This is a genomic window from Mesocryomonas lacus, assembly GCF_055730105.2.
The window spans coordinates 367,185-389,234 of the sequence record NZ_JBUZWF020000001.1 but is presented as its reverse complement, the minus strand read 5'-3'; the positions used below and the strand labels follow the sequence as shown (position 1 = coordinate 389,234).

The following is a 22,050-nucleotide window of genomic DNA, read 5'->3' as shown; positions in this document are numbered from 1 at the left end:
TGCCCGCCGGACGATCAGTACTCGTTCTCGTAGAACACGCCGACCTCGCCGCCACCGGTCGCCGACACCGCACCACGGGCCTTCAGGCCCTTGCCGAGGTCGAGGTCGATCGACACCCGTCCGGTCGAGTCGACGCCAAGATAGGCGTTGTCAGTCAGGTACTTGCCGACGCCGACTGCGGTCTGCCCATCGGCGTTGGTCTTGATGTCGAGATCGTCGACGCCGAGCTGGGCGCGGAGGTTCTCAAGAAGCCCGTTCGATCCGCCGACGCCGGCAAGCTGCGAGGCAGCCTCGGCGAGCTGGGCAATCTGCAGCGGCGACAGGTTGGCGGTGCCTTGCCCGAAGATCAGCCGTGCCAGCACCTCGTCCTGCGGCAGCGCCGGGGTCGAGGAGAAATTGAAGGCCGGATCATTGGCCGGGCCCGTGACGGCAACGCTGACCGTGACGCCGCCGCTGTCGGAGGTCGCGAGGAGATCGAGCGTCGGCAGGAGGTCGCCGGTGAAGGTCAGGCGGCCACGCTGGAAATCCAGACGGTTCGACAGGATGTTGAAGCGACCGCGCTCCAGTTCGAAACCGCCGGTGATGCTCGGCGCCGACGCCGAGCCGGCGATCCGCACCGACCCGCCGAGCTCGATGTCGAGGCCGCGGCCGCGCACGAACACCCGGCTGGGCGCGCTGAACGTCACGTCGAGCAAAAGACCCGCGCTGGAGGAGGCGCCACTCGCCGCCTTCGGCTCGATCTTTTTCGCCTGTTCGAGCACTGCGCGGGGTGCGTTCTTGTGCTGCACCTGGATGCGGGCGAGCGAACTCGGCAGGCGCTCGGGCACCAGGACGTCGATGCCGGTGGCGTCGATCCGGCCGGCGAGCAACGGGCTGCCGGTCAGCGGACCGGTGATCGTCAGATTGGCGCCGAGCCGGGCGGCGATCAGCTCGCCGTCATTGTACCGGCCATTGGCCAGCTGGATGCGGATGTCGGCGGGAAAGCCGTTCGCCAGGCCGACCGTGCCGCCGATCGTGATGGTGCCGCCGGCCGCCAGCGATGCTTGGAAGGACCGGATGGTGGCCGTCTGCCCGCTGAGCACGATCGTCGCCGAGATGCCGTTGACGGCGACGTTGGCGCCCGTGTCGGTGAAGCTCGCCCCCGAGGTCGAGATCGTGCCGTTGACATCGGGTGCCGACGGCGTGCCGCGCACGGTGGCATTCACTGCGACGGTCCCCTTCACCGAGCGGCCGCCCTCGGCGAGGATCCGGTTGGCGATGGCGAGCGGGACGGTGCCGTTCAGCGCCAGGTCGAGCTGCGGCGTGCCGGCGAGATTGACCGAGCCGCTCGCCTGGAAGGCGAGCCCGCCGCCGGACAGACGGGCGTCGAGCCCGAGCAGCTTATTGGCGAACCGGCCATTGGCGGTGATGTCGAGAGGGCCGACGCCGGCATCGCGTGTCTGGGCGATGCTGAGGCCGCTGGCCCTGAGGTCGTAGGTGACGTCCGGATTGGTCGCAGCGCCGGTGACGCGGACGGTGCCGTTGATCGAGCCAGCCGGATCAATTCCGGGCGCTGCCGCCGCAGCGAGCGAGGCCGGCAGGTCGTCGATGGCGACGGTGAGGTCGAGGTTCTGCCCGGCCGTGCCGGTGACCGTCACCGTGCCGCCGCCGACGGTGACGCGCGCGGTCTCCAGCGCGACGCCGGCATTGCGGTAGGTGCCGCGCGCGACCGCATCTATCGCAGGCGCGCCGGCTTGCCGGGTCTGGGCGACGGAGACGTCGTTTGCCGCGATGTCGAAGCGGGCGTCGGGGCTGGTCAGCGAGCCGGTGGCGGTGGCGGTGCCCGAAAGGGTGCCGCGGGCGCCGAGGTCCGGGACGAAGCCGTTGGCAAGGCCGACGGGGAGGCGGTCGATCTTCACGTCGACGTCAAGCTGCTGGCCGATGCTGCCGGTCGCCGACAGCGAGCCCTCGCCGATCTTGGCACGCGCCGTCTCCAGCGTCGCGGTGCCCGCGGCGTAGCGGCCGGCGATGTCGAGGTCGATCGGCGCGACGCCGGAGGCCTTCACCTGCGCCGCGGTGATGCCGGTGCCGGTGATCTTGAACGTTGCGGCGGGATCGGCGAGCGAGCCGGTCGCCTTGGCACTGCCCGACAGCGTGCCGGAGGCCTTGAGGTCGGGCATGAAGCCGTTGACGAGCGCCACCGGCAAGGCGTCGAGCACGACGTCGAGGTCGAGCGCCTGCCCGACGGTTCCGCTGGCGACGAGCGACGCCGTGCCGATGTCGGCGCGCGCCGTCCGGATCGTCGCGTTCCCTCCGGCATAGCTGCCGTCGACGTTGAGCATGATCGGCTCGATCCCGGCGGCCTTCACCTGCGCGGCAGTGATGCCGGTGCCGGTGAGCTGAAAGCTGGCGTTCGGGTCGCTGAGCGAGCCGGTCGCCCGGGCATTGCCGGACAGGGTGCCCGTTGCATTGAGGTTGGGCACGAACCCGTTGACGAGGCCGACCGGCAGCTTGTCGAGCGCGACGGTGAGGTCGAGGGCATCGCCCACGGTGCCGCTGGCGTTCAGCGATCCGTCGCCGACGAGGACGCGCGCGGTCTCGATCGTCGCGGTGCGCCCGGCGACGCGGCCGGCGACGTCGAGGCTGAGCGGTGCGATGCCGGAGGCGGCGATCTGTTCGGCGGTGATGCCGGTGCCGGTGAGGTTGAACACCGCGTTGGGGTCCTGAAGCGTTCCCGTTGCAGTGGCGGTGCCGGAGATCGTTCCGGAGGCCTTCAGGCCGGGCACGAAGCCGTTGGCAAGGCCGACCGGAACGCGGTTGAGGACGACGTCGAGGTCAAGCGCCTGCCCGACGCCGCCGCTAGCGGTCAGCGAGGCGTCGCCAAGATTGGCGACGGCGGTCTCGAGCGTCGCGGTGCCGTCGGCGAAGCTGCCGGCGAGCCGCAGCGTCATCGGCGGAATGCCGCCGGCCTTGACCTCGGCGGCGGTAATGCCGGTGCCACTGATGTCGAACGTCGCCTGCGGGGCGGTGCGCGGTCCGGTCGCCGTGGCGGTGCCGGAGAGCGTGCCCGACGCTTTGAGGCCCGGCACGAAGCCGTTGACGAGGCCTACCGGCAGCTCGGTCATGCGGACGTCGAGGTCGAGCGTGTCGCCGGCGGTGCCGGAGGCCTCCAGCAGGCCGCTGCCGACCGTCGCGCGGGCACGCTCCAGCGTCAGCAGGTTGCCGGCGAAGTTGCCGGCGACGTCGAGCTCGACCGGCGGCACGCCGCTGGCGGCAACCTCGGCCGCGGTGATGCCGGTGCCAGTGAGGGTAAAGCTTGCCGTCGGCGCCGCGACGGTGCCGCCGGCGCGGGCCGAGCCCGAGATGGTGCCGGAGGCGTTGAGCCCGTCAACGAAGCCGTTGGCCAGCGCCACCGGGACATTGTCGAGGTCGGCATTCACAGCGAGCGAGTCGCCGATGCGGCCGGACGCGGTGATCGAGCCGTCGCCGAGGTCGATGTTGGCGTTCTGGAGATCCAGCGTGCCACCGGCATACTGGCCGGCGGCCATGGCCTCGATGGGTTTCAGCCGGGCGGCGCGGGTCTGCGTCGTCTCGATGCCGGTCGCGGCGATCTCGAAGCGAGCCTCCGGATCGCTCGAGGGACCGTTGACGGCCGCATTGCCGGTGATCACGCCGGATGCGCCGAGGTTCGGCACGAATGGGTTGGCGACGGCGGCGGGGACCCTCGTGAGGCTTGCCGTCAGGTCGAGCGTCGCCCCGGCCGTGCCGGAGACGGCGACCGAACCGGCGCCGACGTTCAGCGTCAGCGCATCGAGCTTGGTGGTGCCGTCGGCGATCCAGACGGTCGCTCGCTTGGCGAGCGCGATCTCCGCGTCGGGGATGGCGGCGGTGAGACTGTCGAGGGCGACGATGGTCTCGGCGGCGGTAATCTGCGCTTGGCCGGACATGCCGACCGGAATGCCGTTGGCGCGCGCCTTCGCATCGATCTGGGTGTAGTCGCCACGCCGGGCGAGATCGATCGCGGCCGTCTCGACGGTGGCGCCGCCGGCGACCAGCTTCTCGGCGCGGATCGTGCCGGCCGGGAAGGGGGCACCGAGATAGTCCTCGACCGCCAGCTTGACGCCGAGGCCGGTCAGCGTGTTGCCGCCGACGGCGAGGCTCGTCGAGAGGAGGTCGAGCGTGGCGACCGGAAACTCGCGCTCGTTGACCGACAGCTCAATCTTGCCGTTGAGATCGCCGGAAATGCTCTGCAAAGCAAGGGCGGCCAGCGGGCCGACATCGCCCAGCGCGACATTGAGGCTTCCGACCGGCCCGGTCTTGCCGAGCAGGACCTCGCCGGTGACGTTGTTCGGTCCCTGACGGATCTCGAGCCCCGTGAGGTTGATGTCGCCGGTGGGGAGGGTTTCGACCTTCGCATTGCCGGACAGCGGCGCACCGTCGAGTTCGCCGGAGAGGGTGACGGTCCCGGACGGCGTGGCGGAGGCGATCTCGCCGCGCGCCTCGACCTTGAGGTTGGCAAGCTCGCGCCCGTTGACCTTGAGGCCCTGGCTGGTCAGCGAGATGTCGACGTCGGGCTGGGCCGAGGGACCGCGCGCGGTGAGGCCGAACTCGGCCTTGCCGGAGATCGCGGCGTCCTCGCCGGCCTTCGCGTCGAGGACGCCCTTGATATCGGCGGTGATCTGGCCGCCCGCGAGCGCCGCGCCGCCGGTAACCGTGAGGCCCGTGCCGTTGATGGCGAGGGTGTCGGCGGTGAGGCCCTCGCCGGTCTGGACGACATGGCCGCCAACGGAGAGCCGGTCGCCAGCCAGCGGCACCAAGGCAGCCGAAAGGGCGAGCGTATCGAAATCGCTGGAAAGCGTGAGGTCGAAGGTCGAGAAGTTGTAGGCGGCGCTGCCGGTGACCGCGGCATTGGCGACCTTGGTGGTGACCTTGCTCTGGCTGAGCGTCAGGCCATCGGCCGTCAGCGCGCCATCGGCGGCGATGCTGACCGGGCCCTTGAGGAATCGGTCGGCGACGCCGGCGGGCGCGGTCATCGAGGCGGCGGCGAGCTGAAGCTGCAGCGGCCCCTCGAGGCCCGACAGGTTGAAGCCCCGGGCGGTCGCGCTGGCCGAGACGTCCTTGCCGACATATTCGCCGAAGCCGGCCGTCGGCAGCTTGGCGGTGAGGTCGATATTGGCGGCGACAAGCGCGCCGGCGAGCTTGGCGTTGAGGCTGGTGACGTCGAGGACCGTCTGGCTCGGCGCCGTGCCGAAGCGTAGCGGCACCGTTCCGCCATCGCGCGCGGCAATGGCGACGTCGAGCGCGGTCTGCGGGCCGGCCCGGTCGAGTGTGCCGGTGACGTTCGCGCGGATTTGGCCGGAGGCGAGCTGCGCCTGGTCGATGCCGATGACGCCGTCCGGTCGCAGCAGCAGCTGCACGTCGAGATCGGCGCCGCCGTCGACATAGGCGCGGTAGGCGTCGGGCACGAAGCGCTCGGCAGCGACGTTGAGCGTCGCGGTGACGCGGCGCCCTTCCGGCTGGTCGGCGACGCGGGCGGTGAGCATCGCCGCGGACTCGCCGCCGACGGTGAGCTGGCCGTTGGCCATGAAGTCGGCGAGCGGGCCGCTGCCGTCGATCGTCAGCGCCACCGGCGGCGCGCCCGGCAGCTTCAGGAGGGTCGCGACCAGGCCGCCGGCGGGCTCGCTGGCATTCACCTTCACGGCCAGGCGGTTATCGGCCGGCGCGAAGGCGACGTTCGCCGCGATCGTGCCGGGTTGGTCGAGCCGCTCGATGTCGATATTGGCCTCGACATTAGTCGGGTCGTTCTCGAGCTTCAGGCGGGCATTGGCCGAGAGGCGCGCGCGCGTGCCGGCGATTGCCTCGCCGAGGATGATCTCCTGAATGGCGATCTTCTGGATGTCGGCGGTGATGTTCGGAAGGCCGGAGGACGGCTCGGCATTCGGATCGGCAGGGGCGCTTTCGGGCAGCCGCTCGAGGACGATCTGGCCGGCGGTCAGCGCCTCGACGTCGATGCGCGAGCGCACGACGGCGAGCGGCGACCAGTCCATCGCCAGATCCTTGGCGGTGAGGAACACGCCCTTCGGGTCCGAGACGGTGACGCTGTCGATCCTGAGATTGCCGGTCAAGGCGCCGCTGAGGCCGGTGATCTCGACCTTCATCGTGTCGGTCGAGATAAGGTTCTGGATCTGGTTGGCCAGGAATTGCTGGGCCGATGCCGGGCGCACGGAAGCCTGCGCGACAAGGACGGTCAACAGCGCGACGGCACCAAGGCGGGCGAAGGCGGCGAAACGGGAAATGGGAAGAAGCCTCATCGTCAAAACGCCTGTCCGATGCCGGCATAGATCTGGTAGCTGGCGTCGCGCGAGCTCGGATCGAGCGGGATGCCGACATCGACCCGGATCGGTCCGAAGCCGGTGAGATAGCGGGCGCCGACGCCGACGCCGATCTTCATCTCGCCGAAATCCGGCACGAGGTCGTTTGAGACGACGCCCGCATCGACGAAGGGGACGAGCTGGATCTTCTCGGTGATCCCGATACGCACCTCGGCCGATGCCTCGAACAGCGACAGGCCGCCGGTCGGCGTGTCGTTGAAGCTGTTGTCGCCGCCCGGCCGGTCGACGTCCGGGAAGAATGGGCCGATCGTCTGGAACTGGTAGCCGCGGACCGAGCCGCCGCCGCCGGCATAGAAGCGGCGATCATTCGGGATGTCCTGGAGGTCGGCACCGAAGATCGTGCCATAGGCGACGCGGCCGGCGAGGACGAAGCGGTCGCTTTGCGTCAGCGAGAGATAGGTCGAGGCATCGGCGCGCGTCTTCACGAAGGGGGTGCCCTCGTTGATCTCGTAGGACGGCTCGGCCATCAGCTTGGCGAAGAAGCCCGAGGTCGGGTTCAGTTTGTCGTCTCGGCCGTCATAGGTGTAGGTGATCGGCAGCGAGGCGATGATGAAGCTGGCATCGCCGAGATAATCGGTGATGTCCTCGTATTCGCCGCGGATCCGCGCCTCGATCGTCTGCGTCTTCGACAGCTTGTACTGGACGCCAGACGTCGCGGCGAAGGACTGGCGGTCATAGGCGAGCGGGTGCTCCGTCACCGCCTCGACCGAGCCGATATAGACCGAGTCCGGTCCGAGCACGCCCGGCTTCTTGAACACGGCCGCGAGCTTGTAGTCGAACTCGTCGGTCTGACGGACGGTGTCGTCCAGCGCCGATGCGCCGATGCGCGACACCGCGGCGTCGATGCGCAGGCTCTCGGCACGGCCGAACAGGTTGCGGTGGCCCCAGTAGCCGGAGACGCCAGCGCCCTCGGTGTTGGAATAGGTCGCGCCGACGCCGTAATAGCGGAACTTGCGCTCGCCGACCTCGACCTGCACCGGCAGCGTGCCGTCCGCAGCCTGCCCGCGGCCTTCCTTGACGGTGACGCTGGAGAAGACGTCGAGCCCGAGCAGCCGGTCGCGCGCATCCGCCATGTCCTGCGGCGAGAAGATCTTCCCCTTCTCGATGCCGGTCATGTAGGCGATGAAGCCGGGGTCGACGTCCTTGTTGCCGTCGACATAGAGGTCGCCGAAAGGCACCGGGGCGCCCGGCGAGATCGCCAGCCGGTAGTCGAGCTTGCCGGTCGCGCTGTCGGCGACGACGTCGCGGTCGGTGACCGCGACGAAAGGCCGGCCCTCGTTGCGCAGCGCCTCCAGCACCTTGGCTTCTTGCGAGAGGATCCGTGTCGATGCGGCGGACGAGCCGCCGGCAAGGTCGAAGCTCGCCGGATCGATCGGGACGCCGTTGGCGGTGATGTCGACCTTGCCGAGGGTGAAGGCCTGGCCGGGATCGACCATGATGGCGACCGGCACGGGCCGCGAGGTGTCGAACTCGGCGTCGGGCGCGAGGTCGTCGATGTTCTTGCCCTCGATCAGGACGGTGACGACGCCATCATAGCGGCCGTTCTCGTAGAGCGAGGCGACGAGGCGCTTGCGGTCGTTCTTCGCCTTGGCGAGGAGGCCAAGCGAGCCGGAGACCGGCTGGTCGACGTCGGCGACGAGCGTCGAGGCGGTATCGAGTTCGTCCTTCAGCCCCTCGACATCCGGCATCACGCCGAGCGTGACGGTATAGCGGATGGGGTCGACGATCCCCTCGACGGCCTTGTCCTTCTTGCTCTCGAAGATCGTGATCCCGAAGATCTCCAGCGCCTGTGCAGGCGCTACCGAGAAGGGGGCCGCCATGCCGGCACAGCCGAGTGCGAGGGCCAGCGCCCGCGGTGCACGACGGCCGGCAGCGGAGAGCTTTCGCGAGGGAAAAGGCAGCTTCGGAAAGATCAAACGCACCTCGGACCTGTCACCGTCAACGCGCTTCGGGGAAGGCGACCGATGGCACCAGGCCGCGCCGATCCCCCGATGACGCCGGGTCTAACAAGCCGATAAAACATTAAATAACAACACATCTCGCTGGCGTGAGACTGACCATCACGTGATCCCGGCCATTCTGTAGCCGCATGTTGTGTGGCAGTCACAGCGGTGGACGGGAGAGGCGGCACGCCTTAGCGCCCCGTACCTTCCACGCGAAAATGCCCGGTTCGAGACCGAACCGGGCGCCCATTAAATGAACAGTTGCTCAGCCCTTACAGCCGGCACTGGTGGGCACGGCCGTCATTGCCGATGAAGGTGTTCGAGCGGGCGTCATAGGTACGGTAGCGGGCCGCGCAGGCGTCGATCCGGTTGTAGCCGCCGCGATAGACCGGCGCCGGACGGTAGGCGCGGTTCACCGGGCCCTCGTTGACGATGTAACCGCCACGGCCGTAGTAGCCGTTGTCATAGGCGCGCGGAGCAGCAAGCGCCCCGCCGATCAGAGCGCCGACGCCGAGGCCAACGGCGCCCGCTGCCAGCGCGTCGCCGTGCCCACGGTGATGGTAGCGGCGACCGCCGTCATAACCGCGGTAATAGCGGCGTCCGCCATCGTAATAACCGCGACGGCCGCCGTCGTAGTAGCCGCGGTGATGGCGATAGTAGCCGTCCGCCGACGCCGGAGTCGCCGTTGCAAGAGTGCCGGTCACCAGCATCGCGACCGTGCCGAGCGCTGCGAAGAAGGTCTTCATGGCTTGCCTCAGAGTTGTAGGAGCGGACAGGGCCGCAAGAAAAGCGAGATAGAATTCAATGCGCACGGCGGCACCAAGGTTCCGTTGGGACCGGCAGCGCTGCTTAAGTGTCCCGCAAACCGACGTCACCGCTCCTGTTGTCTTTGAAATGCCGGACTCGCACGCAGAAGTCACTGGTACGAACGAAGCGGGAACGCTACATCCCTGCTATGGCTGCACCGACCCTTATGCAAAAACTCGCGATCCTCAGCGATGCCGCAAAATACGATGCGTCCTGCGCGTCGAGCGGCACCACCAAGCGCGACAGCGCCAAGTCCGGCGGCATCGGATCGACCGAAGGGCATGGCATCTGCCACGCCTACGCCCCGGACGGCCGCTGCATTTCGCTGCTCAAGATTCTGATGACGAACTTCTGCGTCTATGACTGCATCTACTGCGTCAACCGCTCGTCCTCGAATGTCGCGCGGGCTCGCTTCAGCGTCGATGAAGTCGTAAAACTGACGATGGAGTTCTACAAGCGCAACTACATCGAGGGTCTCTTCCTCTCCTCCGGCATCATCAAGAACTCCGACCACACCATGGAGCAGATGGTGGAGATCGCCCGCAAGCTGCGGATGGTCGAGAATTTCGCCGGCTACATCCACCTCAAGACCATCCCGGACGCAGCGCCCCACCTGATCGAACAGGCAGGCCTCTTCGCCGACCGGCTGTCGATCAACATCGAGCTGCCGACCGACCTCTCGCTCTCGGCGCTGGCGCCGGAAAAGGACGCGCGCGACATCCGCCGCTCGATGGGGCACCTGCGCGCCAAGATCGAGGAGCACAAGGGCGAGAAGAAGGACCGTGCCAAGCCGAAGAAGTTCTCGCCGTCCGGCCAGTCGACGCAGATGATCATCGGCGCCGACGCCTCTGACGACAACGACGTCCTGTCGCGCTCGGAGAACCTCTACGGCTCCTACCAGCTGAAGCGCGTCTACTACTCCGCCTTCTCGCCGATCCCCGATGCGTCGAGCCGCCTGCCACTGGCGCGCCCGCCGCTGATCCGCGAGCACCGGCTCTACCAGGCCGACTGGCTGATGCGCTTCTACGGCTTCGAGCGCGCGGAGATCGTGTCGGGCGGCGAGGGCGGCATGCTGGATCTCGCTATCGATCCGAAGCTCGCCTGGGCGCTGAAGCACCGCGCGCGCTTCCCGGTGAACGTCAACCGCGCGGACCGCGAGATGCTGCTGCGGGTGCCGGGGCTTGGGACGAAGGCGGTCGCCCGCATTCTGACGACGCGGCGGCACCGGACGCTGCGGCTCGACGACGTCGCCAAGCTCTGCCAGTCGATCACCAAGGCGCGGCCGTTCATCGAGGCGCTGGACTGGACGCCGGGCGGCCTCACTGACAGCGCCGGCTTGCGGGCGACCATGGCGCCGAAGCCGAAGGCGGAGCAGCTGTCGCTGTTCTAAGAGGGTTGGGGTGGTCATCGTTGCCGCGGTTTACCCCCCTCTGCCCTGCCGGGCATCTCCCCCGCAAGGGGGGAGATCAGCTAGTCGCGAAGGCCGCAGCTGCCGATCTCCCCGCCCGAGGGGAGATGGCCGGCAGGCCAGAGGGGGGCAAGCCGCCGCAACGTTTGAGGCCATCCGCCGCTCCAATCCACTCCCCATGCAACCGCCGCCGTTCCCAGCGCTTGTGCGCAAAAGGAGCCGCCCATGTTCCACGCCCGCCTCGACCATCCCGCCGATTTCGACGGCTGGCGCAGTGCCGCCCGCACCGCGGTGGAACTCGGCATCGCCCCGCCCGAGATGAGCTTTACCGTCGGCGACGACGCGCCGGGCCTCTTTGCCGAGCCCCTGCCGCCGCGGCCGACAGGCGCCAAGGCGATCACCGTCTCGAAGGCGTTTCCGGACCTCGCGGGCAAGATCGTCTGCCACGCCGATCCCGCCCGCTTCGACCTCGCCTACCGCCTCCTCTGGCGGTTGCAGACGGAAAAGAAGCTGCTGGAGATCTCCTCCGACGCCGACGTGCTCGCGGCGACCGAGATGGAGAAGGCGGTCCGCCGCGACAGCCACAAGATGAAGGCCTTCGTGCGGTTTCGCGAGATCGAGGTGGGGTCCGACTCCGACACGCCCACAAAACACTACATCGCCTGGTTCGAGCCCTTCCACCACGTCGTCGAGCGCACCGCGCCTTTCTTTGCCCGGCGCTTCGCCGGCATGGTCTGGTCGATTTTGACGCCGCTGCGCTCGGTGCACTGGGACGGCACGGCGCTCGCCTTCGCCCCCGGCGCTTCCATCGCCGACCGGCCGGCGGACGACGACATGGAGGCGCTGTGGCTGACCTACTACGCCTCGATCTTCAACCCGGCGCGGCTGAAGGTGAAGGCGATGCAGTCGGAGATGCCGAAGAAGTACTGGCACAACCTCCCCGAGGCCGTGCTCATCGAGCCGTTGATCCAGGGCGCCGACGCCGCCGCCCGCCGCATGCTGGAAACCGCGCCGACGCTGCCGAGTTTACGCCACGCAAAACAGGCGGAGCGTGACGAGATGGCCCGGCAGGAGACGGTGGTGCAGCGACTAGGCAACCAGCCGCAGACGATTGATGTGGCGCGGGCCGAGGCCCAGCACTGCAAGGCTTGCCCGCTCTGGGAGCCGGCGACGCAGACGGTGTTCGGCAAGGGGCCGGACAATGCGCCGGTGATCTTCGTCGGCGAGCAGCCGGGCGACCAGGAGGATCTGGCGGGCGAGCCCTTCATCGGCCCGGCCGGCAAGGTGTTCGACGCCGCCCTCGCCGAGGCCGGCATCGACCGCGGTCAAGCCTACGTGACCAATGCCGTGAAGCATTTCAAGTTCACCCCGCGCGGCAAGCGGCGGATCCACCAGAAGCCGAACATGGGCGAGGTAAAGGCTTGCCGATTCTGGCTGGAGCTCGAGCGCGACCTCGTGCGGCCGAAACTGATCGTGGCGCTCGGCGCGACCGCCGCAGCCTCGGTGCTCGGCAAGACGGTCACCATCCGCGACACGCGCTCACGGCTGATCGACCTCGACGAGAACACCAAGCTTCTCGTCACCGTGCACCCCGCCTATATCCTGCGGCTGCCCGACCCTGAGGCGCAGGCGCGGGAGACCGAGCTGTTCAACGCCGACATGGCGCGGGTACGGGACTACGTGCCGGAAATCGCGCTCGCGGCCTAGGGCATCCGCGGGTCGCCTTTCGCACCAGAATCGGCGCCGTCAGGCGATGCTCACCGCGCGCAACGCGAAGACGAGGAAGCCGATGAGCGCGATGGCGAGGCACACCATGCCGCCGATCAGCAGCACCTTGCGCTGCCAGGACTGGGGGGCGATTGGGGTCTCGTCGCGAATGACAGGGCGGGGCAATCGGATCTCCTTCGGGGAATGACTGCATCTCATATAGGCCTGCACCATCGGTCGCACCCGGACAAACCGTCCCATCGCTAAACTCCGCCGGAGAGTTAGGGGTCGCGCGCCGCCGGTCCTTTCAGTATGCCGGGGCAGGGCAGGAACGACGCTGGGTCTGCGTAACACGGCAGAGAGCGGCGATAAGGGGATGGATGGCATGGACGGCAAAGGCAGCGAGCGGCGAGCCCTAGAGGAGATTTTCGCGGCGGTGGTGGCGGCTGCCCATCCCGGCGCCGTCCTGGCGGAGCATCTGCCGGAGCCGCCGACGGGCCGCGTGATCGTGCTCGGCGCTGGCAAGGCCGGCGCCAGCATGGCCGCCGCTGCCGTCCGCTTCTACCAGGCCAAGGGCCTCGGCGATGACCGCATCACCGGCATCGCGGTGGCGCGCGACGGCTATGGCTGCGACGCCGGGCCGGTCGACGTCGTCGAGGCCGGCCATCCCCTGCCGAACGCGGCGGGCCTTGCGGCGACGCGCCGCGTCCTCGACTTCGCGCGGAGCGCGGGTCCGGACGACCTCGTGCTGGCGCTGATCTCCGGCGGCGGCTCCGCCAACTGGCTGCTGCCGCGCGGCGACATCACGCTCGCCGACAAGCAAGCGGTGACGAAGGCCCTGCTGCGCAGCGGCGCGGGGATCACCGAGATCAACTGCGTGCGCAAGCATCTCTCCGAGATCAAGGGCGGGCGCCTGGCCGTCGCCTGCGGCGATGCGCGCCTCGTGACCCTCGCCATCTCCGACGTGCCGGGCGACGATCCGAGCGTCATCGCTTCCGGGCCGACCGTTCCGGACCCGACGACGCTGGCCGAGGCGCGCGAGATCGTCCGCCGCCGGGGTATCACTTTGCCGGAAAGCTGCTTGCGTGCGCTTGAAACTGACGCGAGCGAGACGCCGAAGCCCGGCGATGCCGCTTTCGACGGCCGGCCCTACACCATTGTAGCCACCCCGGCGACGGCGCTCGCCGCAGGCGTTGCCGCCGCCGAGGCGCTCGGCTATCGCGCGGTCATGCTCGGCGCCGATCTCGAGGGCGAGGCGCGCGAGGTCGCCCGGTCGCATGCCGCCTTGGCACTCGCGGCAAGGCGGGATGGCGAGCGGCTGGCGATTCTCTCGGGCGGCGAGCTGACGGTGACGATCGCCGGCGAGGGACGCGGCGGCCCGAACCAGGAATACGCCTTGGCGCTGGCGCTGGCGCTCGGCGGCGCGCCGGGAATTCATGCGCTCAGCGCCGACACTGACGGCACTGACGGCGGCACGGGCCTTGCCAGCGACCCCGCGGGCGCTTTTGCGGGGCCGGAGACGCTGGAGGCGGCTATTGCCACCGGCATCGATCCGGCCGGAGCGCTCGACGACAACGATTCCACCGGCTTCTTTGAGGCGATCGGCGGGCTGTTCGTGCCGGGGCCGACGCTCACCAACGTCAATGACTGCCGCGTGATCCTCGTCGGCTGAGGCTTGGCGGCGGCGGGCGCCGCGGCTAACGTCCCGCCGCGAACGCCTTGGGAGAGAGAAATGAAACGCAGCCGAGTGAACGCCATCCTGCAGGAAGGCGACGCCTTCATCCGCTCCTTCGGCTACGTCATGCCGCCCTTCGCCTATTTCAGCCCCGCCGAAATGCAGGCCCGAAGCGATCTCGCCTTGCTCAAGCAGCGGCAGATGGGCTGGGACGTCACCGACTTCGGCAGCGGCGACTTCGACCGGCTCGGGCTCTTCCTCTTCACCGTGCGCAACGGCGACAACGCCGATCTCGCGGCCGGTCGCGGCATGCTCTACGCCGAGAAGATCATGATCTCGAAGCAGGATCAGGTCACGCCGATGCACCGGCACGATCTGAAGGCCGAGGACATCATCAACCGCGGTGGCGGCACGCTGACGCTGGAGCTGTTCACCCGCGCCCCCGATGGCGGCATCGACGGGACGGCCGATGTCGAGGTCTACTGCGACGGCATCGCGCGCCGCATGGCGGCGGGCGACAAGCTGCGGCTGACGCCCGGCGAGAGCGTCACCTTGATGCCGCACCACTGGCATTCCTTCTGGGGCGAGGGCGCCGACGTCCTCGTCGCCGAGGTCTCGACGGTCAACGACGACCGGACCGACAACATCTTTCGCGAGCCGGTCGGGCGCTTTGCCGAGATCGAGGAGGACGAGGCGCCGCTGCACCTCCTCGTCGCTGACTACGATGCCTGGCTGAAAAGCTGATGCCGCTCGCCTCCGCCGGGTTGCGGCCAGCGGCGCGGCGGTGGCGGCTCGGGCTCATGGCCCTCCTGGCGGGCATGGCCCTGACGGCGGTCAGCGCGTCGGCCGCTGTGGCCGGCGATATCCGGGACTTCGCTTTCTACTCGCCGGCGCTCGGCAAGGCGGAGTCGGCGCGCGTCTATGTGCCCGAAGGGCGGGCGCCGGTGGGCGGCTGGCCCGTGCTCTATCTGCTGCACGGGCTCGGCGGCAACGCCTATGACTGGCAGCGGGCCGGCGGCATCGACGCGACGCTCGACCAGATGATCGCCGCCGGCGAGATCCGGCCGCTGCTGGTGGTGATGCCGGATGCCAATGATTCCTGGTACGTCGATTCCGCCGAGGTCGGCGGGCCCGGCAACTATGCGACGTTGATCTCGAGCGATCTTCCGGCCGCGGTCGAGAAGGCCTTTCCGGTGGGCCGGGATCTCGCGCACCGCGCCATTGCCGGCCTGTCGATGGGCGGGGCCGGCGCGCTGCGACTGGCGCTGACCTTGCCCGAGCGGTACGGCGCCGTGGCCGCGCTGTCGCCGGCGATCTGGCAGAACGTGCCGGCGGAGGATTTCGGCAAAAGCGCCGCCGAACTCGCGGTGATCCGCGACAGCCGCTATTTCCACCGCATCGATCCCGACACGATCGGCACCGGCATCGACATCCCGCCGGAGGGCCTGCATTTCGGCGGTGCTTTCGGCACGCCCTTTCAGCCGCAGCGTTTCAATGCCAGCAACGTCTTCACCTTGCTGTCGCAGGCGATCGCGGCGAAGGCATCGCTGCCGCCGATCTTCGTGACCGTCGGCGACGACGACAGCCATCTCCTCTGGCGCGGCGGCATCGCCTTCTTCGAGACCATGCGGGCCGACGACCGGCCGATGGAGTTCCGGATGACCGACGGGGACCATAGCTGGGATCTCTGGCGGGTCTCGATCGTCGATGCGCTGCGCTTCATCGATGCTTCCATTGACCGGCCGGCCGTCGCGGGCCCGCGCGATCCGTCCCCGCTGACGCCGGAATAGGGTCGCGGATCACCGCTTTCGCACAGAGACCGGAGAATTTGCGCGAAGCTGTGGAGAAGACGGCTTTTCCTCCGACTCCTGGCGGCCCCGCGGTGATAGGAAAAGCCTCTGTCCCCCTCTCGGCCGAAGGAGCGCCATCGATGAAAGTCGCCGTCGACCTCGGCACCACCGCCACCGGCGATCCCGCCGAGATGGACCTCGAGGAACTGCTGTCGACGCGCCTTCTGGTGCAAGGCAATTCCGGCTCCGGCAAGTCGCATCTCCTGCGCCGGCTGCTCGAGCAGAGCGCCGAATGGGTGCAGCAGGCGATCATCGATCCCGAGGGCGACTTCGTCTCCTTCGCCGAGCGCTACGGCCATATCGTCGTCGACGCCAACCGGACGCCCGCCGAGCTGCAGCGCATCGCCGCGCGCATCCGCCAGCACCGCGCCTCGGTGGTGCTGAATCTCGAGGGCCTCGACGCCGAGGTGCAGATGCAGTGCGCCGCGGCCTTCCTCAACGGCCTGTTCGACGTCGACCATTCGCTCTGGTTCCCGATGCTGATCGCCGTCGACGAGGCGCAGCTCTTCGCCCCCGCGATCGCCGGCGACGTCTCCGACGACGCGCGCAAGGTCTCGCTCTCGGCGATGACCAATCTGATGTGCCGCGGCCGCAAGCGCGGCCTTGCCGGCATCGTCGCGACGCAGCGGCTGGCAAAGCTTGCCAAGAACGTCGCGGCCGAAGCGTCGAACTTCCTGATGGGCCGCACCTTCCTCGACATCGACATGGCGCGCGCCGCCGACCTCCTCGGCATGGACCGCCGCCAGGCCGAGCGTTTTCGCGACCTTGAGCCCGGGCACTTCGTCGCGCTGGGGCCCGCTTTGTCGCGCCGGCCGGTGCCGATCCGCATCGGCCCCGTCGAGACGCGAGGGCGCACCGGGCGGCCGACGCTGATGGCGCGGCCGGAAATGGCGCCGGAGGACATGGCCGACCTCATCTTCAAGGGCGGCAACGACGCGCCGGCGCCGATGATGGCGCGCGCGCCGACCCCGACGCGTGACCTCATCGAGCGCGTCGCCGCGCCGAAGCCCGAGCCCGACGCCGATCCCCGCTCGGCCGAATCGCGCCAGGCGCTGGTCGAGGATATCTTTGCCGAAATGCTCGCCGATCCCGAGGCGGCGTTCCGCCCGGTGCCGATCCTCTACCAGGACTTTCTCGTGCATTGCCGGTTGAAGCGACTCGGTGGTGCCGAGACCGGCATGCCGGCCTTCCGCCGGCGCCTGTCGCTTGCCCGCGCCGGAGTCTCCGAGGAGACCGAGGACGAGGACTGGCTAAGCGTCATCCAGCGCTCCGAGGCGCTGCCGGAGGAGATGCAGGGCGTCTACCTCATGCTGGCGCGCGCCGCCCGCGACGGCGAGGAATGCCCGTCCGACGAGGCGCTGGCGCGCGCCTATGGCAGCCGCTCGCCCTCGCGCGGCCGCTTCCTCTTGGGCTTCATGGCCGAGCGCGACTTCATCACCGCCGAGGCCGATTTCCGCGGCAACCGCGTGGTGACGATCACCGGCACCCCCTGGCGCGCTTCCCAGCGCGGCAATCTGCCGCCTCCGCCGGCGGCACCGACGCCACTCGACGAGGCACGGGCCCGGCGGGCCGCACGGCTGTCCGGGCGGTAGGGCTACTGCAGCTTCAAACTGTCTGGCCAATCCTGCGCCATGTGAACGACAGCCAGAACCTCGATCTGATCGTGAATTCGGTAGACGACGATATAACTGGTGCGGGCGATACCGAGCTCGCGGGTTCGCTTGTCCCACCCTGTCCATCCGAGCAGTGGATTGGCCGACAGCAGCCGTTGGGTTCGCTGGAAGATGTCCGGAACGACCTGTTCAGCCATCCTTGGGCTGTCCTGCGCAATATAGTTCTGGATCTCGTCGATTTGGCGGAGCGCAAAACGTGTCCAGACGACCCGCATCAGCGGGAGCGATGCCGGCTCAGCACCAGTTCGACCTCCTCTGGCGTGGCGAACTCTCCGGCGTCGGCCGCCGCGATGCCGGAGGCGACAGTGTCGAGAAACTGTTCTTGCCACTCCAGCGAACGGCCGTTTTCCAACGCATCGGCCACCACTTCCGAGGCCGTCAGGCTGGACCTTGCGGCGATCGCGTCGACGCGGTCACGCAGTTCCGGCGGTAGAAAAAGGGTCGTGTCCATCTTGCTATCTTGGATCCACAGGGCCGGCCTTGCAATCACTGTGGACGCAACATCTTCGGTCCCGCCTTCGAATTCAGCTAAATTCTGGATCGAAGCCTGTGGCGCTGGAGAACGATACACCTGACAGGCGGCGTCGACTCAGCGCATCACCGGGGCTGAAAGGTACTGATTCTCCGCAGAAAGGATGGACTGTCGCTTCAGTCCACGCTTTGCCCCGGCCTGCCCTCTCCCCCCCCCCCCCCCGTTCTCCGTTTGAACTTTTTGTGCGGAATGCCTCCCTTGTAGGATAGGCTGTGGCGGCTAGTTCGAGGCAGGTGAGCGGTTTCGCCGGGGAGACAGAGTGGCAAGGCAGGATCGGGACGGAGTCGACATCGTGTTCGTCGGCGGTGGGCTGGCGAATGGGCTGATCGCCTATCGCCTTGCGAAGCTGCGCCCTGATCTCACGCTCCTGCTGCTGGAGGCCGGCGAGACGGTCGGTGGCAACCATACCTGGTCGCTGCACGACGGCGACCTCACCGCCGACCAGCAGGCCTGGCTCGAACCCTTCATCGTCCACCGCTGGCCCGGCTATTCCGTCCGCTTCCCCGAGCGCGCGCGCGCTCTTGCCACCGGTTACCGCAGCGTGACGTCGGAGCGCTTCGCTGAAGTCCTCGCCCAGGCGCTCGGACCCGCCATCCGCTGTGAGGCGAAGGTCGCGGCTGTCAGTGCCACCGCCGTAACGCTGGCCAGCGGCGAGCGGATCGAGGCTGGCTGCGTCGTCGACGGGCGCGGCACGGCGCCGAGCCGGCACCTGACCCTCGGTTTCCAGAAATTCCTCGGGCAGGAGATCGAGCTGACAGCGCCACACGGGCTACAGCGGCCGATCATCATGGACGCGACCATTCCGCAGCAGGACGGCTACCGCTTCGTCTACACTCTGCCTTTCGGCCCGAAGACGCTGCTGGTCGAGGACACCTACTATGCCGACGGTCCGGCGCTCGAACCCGAGCGCCTGCGGGCGGAGATCGCCAGCTATCTCGCCCGCCAGGGCTGGACGGCCAAGACGGTGCTGCGCGAGGAGGCGGGCGTGCTGCCGATCGCGCTCGGCGGCGACATCGACGCGTTCTGGGACGACAAGGCGGGCGTCGCGTCGACAGGCCTTGCCGCGGCGCTCTTCCACCCGACGACCGGCTATTCGCTGCCAGATGCAGCTCGCCTCGCCGATCGCATCGCTGCGCTCCAGGACTTTTCGGCAGGGGCGGTCTACGCTGCGACGCGGGCGCATTCGCTGAAAGCGTGGAAGGCTCGTGGCTTCTTCCGGATGCTGAACCGCTTCCTCTTCCTTGCCGGCCTGCCGGGCGAGCGCTACCGCATCCTGCAGCATTTCTACCGGCTGCCGACGCCCTTGGTGGCGCGCTTTTATGCCGGCAAGCTCAATCCGCTCGACTGGGCCCGCATCCTCACCGGCAAGCCGCCGGTGCCTTTCGGCAATGCCATGCGCGTACTCGCGCAACCCTCCCATACGAAGAAGGCGCGCGCCTGATGCTGCAGAAACTCTCGCCCAGGACCGCCGTCGTCGTTGGCTCCGGCTTCGGCGGCCTTGCCCTCGCGATCCGGCTGCAAGCCGCCGGCATCGCCACGACGCTCGTCGAGAAGCGCGACAAGCCCGGCGGCCGGGCCTATGTCTACGAGGATCAGGGCTTTACCTTCGATGCCGGGCCGACGGTCATCACCGATCCCTCGGCACTGGAGGAACTGTTCGAGGTCGCGGGCCGCAAGCTCGCCGACTACGTCGAGCTGTTGCCGGTCAGCCCGTTCTACCGGTTGTGCTGGGAAGACGGCTACGCCTTCGACTATGTCAACGACCAGGCCGAGCTCGACCGCCAGATCGCCGCAAAGAACCCGGCCGATCTGGAGGGCTACCGGAACTTCCTCGCCTACTCCAAGGCGGTGTTCGAGGAGGGGTACCTGAAGCTCGGTACCGTGCCATTCCTGAACTTCAAGGACATGATCAAGGCCGGACCGGCGCTCGCCAAGCTGCAGGCGTGGAAGAGCGTCTATGCCAAAGTCGCCGACTACATCCAAGACGAGCAGCTGCGGCAGGCGTTCTCCTTCCATTCGCTCCTCGTCGGCGGCAATCCTTTCGCGACGTCCTCGATCTACGCGCTGATCCACGCGCTGGAGCGGCAATGGGGCGTCTGGTTCCCGCGCGGCGGCACTGGGGCGCTGGTGCGTGGCATGGTGCAGTTGTTCGAGGACATCGGCGGCACCGTGCATCTCTCGGCCGAGGCCGAGAGGATCGAGTTGACGGACAAGCGGGCAACAGCCGTCGTGCTGAAGGACGGCCGGCGCTTCGACGCCGATCTCGTCGCCTCCAATGCCGACGTCGTCCACACCTATGCGACGCTTCTGGCAGGCACGCCGCGCGGCGAGGCGGCGGCCAAGAGCCTGAAGCGCAAGAAGTTCTCGATGTCGCTCTTTGTCATCTATTTCGGGCTGAAGAAGCATCGGCCGGACATTCAGCACCACACCGTCTGCTTCGGCGCGCGCTACCGCGAGCTGATCGGCGAGATTTTCAACGGGGCCGAGCTGCCGGCGGACTTCTCGCTCTACCTTCACAACCCTTGCGCCACCGATCCGTCGCTGGCGCCGGAGGGGGCGGGCAGCTTCTACGTGCTGTCGCCGGTGCCGCATCTCGGCAATTCCGAGATCGACTGGGAAGTTGAGGGGCCGCGCTACCGCGACCAGATCTTCGACTATCTTGAGAAGCACTACATGCCGGGCCTGAAGGAGGATCTCGTGACCTCCCGCATCTTCACGCCGCTCGACTTCCGCGACGAGCTGAACGCGCATGTCGGCTCGGCCTTCTCGCTCGATCCGGTGCTGACGCAGAGCGCCTGGTTCCGGCCGCACAACCGCGACGATGTCATTTCGAACCTCTACATCGTCGGCGCCGGCACGCATCCGGGCGCCGGCGTTCCGGGCGTCGTCGGCTCCGCCAAGGCGACCGCAGGACTGATGATCGCGGATGCCGGGCGTGTCTGAACGCGTTGCCGGAGCGGCGGACGAAAGGCTGGTCGGCACCCCCGGCCCGGTGAACAGGGCGGGCGGCAAAGCGGAAGCGACCGGCGGACGGGTGCGGGGCGGCAGCCAGGCGACGGTGCCAGCGGCTCTGGCAGCGGTGGACGAAGCGGCCATCGCCGAGATGGCGGCGGCGACCATCGCACGGGGATCGCAAAGCTTCGCCGCGGCGGCAAAACTTTTCGACCCGGTCACGCGGCAAGGCGCCATGCTGCTCTATGCCTGGTGCCGGCACTGCGATGACGTGGTGGATGACCAGGACCTTGGCTTCGCACGCGACGCCGTGGCCGCGACCTCGCCTGCCCAGCGGATCGCCGGGCTGGAGGCGATGACCCGCGCCGCCTTCGCCGACGAGCCGGTGTCCGACCCAGCGTTCCGCGCCTTGCAACTGGTGGCGCGCCGGCACGGCCTGCCGCTCGGCCTTGCGCTCGATCATCTCGGCGGCTTCCGGATGGACGTCGACGAGCGGCAGTACCGGACGAGCGAGGACCTCCTCGACTACTGCCACCATGTGGCCGGTGTCGTCGGCGAGATGATGTCGATGGTCATGGGCGCCCGCGAGGCGGGCACGCTGCAGCACGCGGCCGATCTCGGCCTTGCATTCCAACTCACCAACATCGCCCGCGACATCGTGCCGGATGCGCGCGTCGGCCGCGTCTACTTGCCGGCAACATGGCTGGCGGAAGTCGGGCTTGATGCGGCCGACATCGCCCGGCCCGAGCGACGCGGGGATGTCGCAGTCCTCGCCGCGCGGCTGGTGGCGATGGCCGAGCCTTATTACGCCTCGGCGCGGATCGGCGTCGACGCCTTGCCGCGCCGGTCGGCCTGGGCCGTGGCGACGGCGCTCGGGGTGTACCGCGAGATCGGGCTGCGGGTGGTGGCACTGGGGCCGCGCGCTTGGGATGCCCGGGTTTCCACCTCGAAGGCCGACAAGCTCGGCCATGTCGCGAAGGCGGCAGCGGTGGCCTTTGGCCCGCGCAAGCCGCATCCGTCCCCGCGGCCGGATGGGCTGTGGCGTCACATCGACTGAGGCGTCGAGCAAACGTTTAGTGGAATGCCACACGGCTCGCCCGGATGGATGCTTGCATGCCGATGAAGGTCGGAA

General features: G+C 68.5%; 15 protein-coding genes. 9 read left to right on the top strand and 6 right to left on the bottom strand.

Translation table 11 applies throughout. The features are described 5' to 3' along the window. Positions 1-14: 14 nt before the first annotated feature. The 3 genes from ACZLZQ_RS01685 to ACZLZQ_RS01675 form a co-directional block, all read right to left on the bottom strand. A complete protein-coding gene (locus tag ACZLZQ_RS01685; protein WP_472947833.1) occupies positions 15-6,290 on the bottom strand; it encodes a translocation/assembly module TamB domain-containing protein in 6,276 nt (2,091 codons plus the stop codon). Positions 6,291-6,292: 2 nt separating this feature from the next. After that, complete coding sequence (locus ACZLZQ_RS01680) at positions 6,293-8,287, bottom strand: autotransporter assembly complex protein TamA (protein WP_472947831.1); 1,995 nt, start codon at positions 8,285-8,287, stop codon at positions 6,293-6,295. 299 nt (positions 8,288-8,586) lie between these two features. Further along, positions 8,587-9,060: a BA14K family protein gene (locus ACZLZQ_RS01675; protein ID WP_472947830.1), complete on the bottom strand. Its 474-nt coding sequence runs from the start codon at positions 9,058-9,060 to the stop codon at positions 8,587-8,589. Between the two features lie 209 nt (positions 9,061-9,269). On the opposite strand from ACZLZQ_RS01675, the gene ACZLZQ_RS01670 reads away from it, so the two are divergent. Then, complete coding sequence (locus ACZLZQ_RS01670) at positions 9,270-10,511, top strand: putative DNA modification/repair radical SAM protein (RefSeq protein ID WP_472947829.1); 1,242 nt, start codon at positions 9,270-9,272, stop codon at positions 10,509-10,511. A 243-nt stretch (positions 10,512-10,754) separates the two neighbouring features. Beyond that, the gene (locus ACZLZQ_RS01665; protein WP_472947828.1) at positions 10,755-12,236 is read left to right on the top strand and encodes a UdgX family uracil-DNA binding protein; all 1,482 of its coding nucleotides are present in this window, start codon (positions 10,755-10,757) and stop codon (positions 12,234-12,236) included. A gap of 39 nt (positions 12,237-12,275) precedes the next feature. Here the strand turns inward: ACZLZQ_RS01665 and ACZLZQ_RS01660 are convergent, their stop codons facing one another. Beyond that, a complete protein-coding gene (locus ACZLZQ_RS01660; RefSeq protein WP_472947827.1) occupies positions 12,276-12,422 on the bottom strand; it encodes a hypothetical protein in 147 nt (48 codons plus the stop codon). A 199-nt stretch (positions 12,423-12,621) separates the two neighbouring features. Here ACZLZQ_RS01660 and ACZLZQ_RS01655 point away from each other — a divergent pair, with 199 nt between their 5' ends. From ACZLZQ_RS01655 to ACZLZQ_RS01640, 4 genes are all read left to right on the top strand, one after another. Continuing rightward, a complete protein-coding gene (locus ACZLZQ_RS01655) occupies positions 12,622-13,908 on the top strand; it encodes a glycerate kinase type-2 family protein (RefSeq protein WP_472947826.1) in 1,287 nt (428 codons plus the stop codon). 60 nt (positions 13,909-13,968) lie between these two features. Continuing rightward, positions 13,969-14,655 (top strand): D-lyxose/D-mannose family sugar isomerase, encoded by a 687-nt coding sequence (locus ACZLZQ_RS01650; RefSeq protein WP_472947825.1) that lies wholly within the window; start codon positions 13,969-13,971, stop codon positions 14,653-14,655. Continuing rightward, on the top strand, positions 14,655-15,701 hold the full coding sequence (locus ACZLZQ_RS01645) for an alpha/beta hydrolase (RefSeq protein WP_472947823.1): 1,047 nt from the start codon (positions 14,655-14,657) through the stop codon (positions 15,699-15,701). The genes ACZLZQ_RS01650 and ACZLZQ_RS01645 overlap by 1 nt, the downstream gene beginning before the upstream one ends. Before the next feature lie 140 nt (positions 15,702-15,841). Further along, positions 15,842-17,353, top strand: coding sequence for a helicase HerA domain-containing protein (locus tag ACZLZQ_RS01640; protein WP_472947822.1), 1,512 nt, complete (start codon positions 15,842-15,844; stop codon positions 17,351-17,353). A gap of 2 nt (positions 17,354-17,355) precedes the next feature. Here the strand turns inward: ACZLZQ_RS01640 and ACZLZQ_RS01635 are convergent, their stop codons facing one another. Next, positions 17,356-17,649, bottom strand: coding sequence for a type II toxin-antitoxin system RelE/ParE family toxin (locus ACZLZQ_RS01635; protein ID WP_472947821.1), 294 nt, complete (start codon positions 17,647-17,649; stop codon positions 17,356-17,358). Further along, positions 17,649-17,885, bottom strand: a complete 237-nt coding sequence (locus ACZLZQ_RS01630) for a CopG family ribbon-helix-helix protein (protein WP_472947818.1) — start codon at positions 17,883-17,885, stop codon at positions 17,649-17,651. Before ACZLZQ_RS01630 ends, ACZLZQ_RS01635 begins: the two co-directional genes overlap by 1 nt. Positions 17,886-18,225: 340 nt before the next feature. On the opposite strand from ACZLZQ_RS01630, the gene crtY reads away from it, so the two are divergent. The 3 genes from crtY to ACZLZQ_RS01615 are packed head-to-tail and all read left to right on the top strand — an operon-like array spanning position 18,226 to position 21,975. Then, complete coding sequence (gene crtY / locus ACZLZQ_RS01625) at positions 18,226-19,407, top strand: lycopene beta-cyclase CrtY (protein ID WP_472947817.1); 1,182 nt, start codon at positions 18,226-18,228, stop codon at positions 19,405-19,407. Next, complete coding sequence (locus ACZLZQ_RS01620) at positions 19,407-20,909, top strand: phytoene desaturase (protein ID WP_472947815.1); 1,503 nt, start codon at positions 19,407-19,409, stop codon at positions 20,907-20,909. Before crtY ends, ACZLZQ_RS01620 begins: the two co-directional genes overlap by 1 nt. Beyond that, positions 20,902-21,975: a phytoene/squalene synthase family protein gene (locus ACZLZQ_RS01615; RefSeq protein ID WP_472947814.1), complete on the top strand. Its 1,074-nt coding sequence runs from the start codon at positions 20,902-20,904 to the stop codon at positions 21,973-21,975. The genes ACZLZQ_RS01620 and ACZLZQ_RS01615 overlap by 8 nt, the downstream gene beginning before the upstream one ends. Positions 21,976-22,050 lie beyond the last annotated feature (75 nt).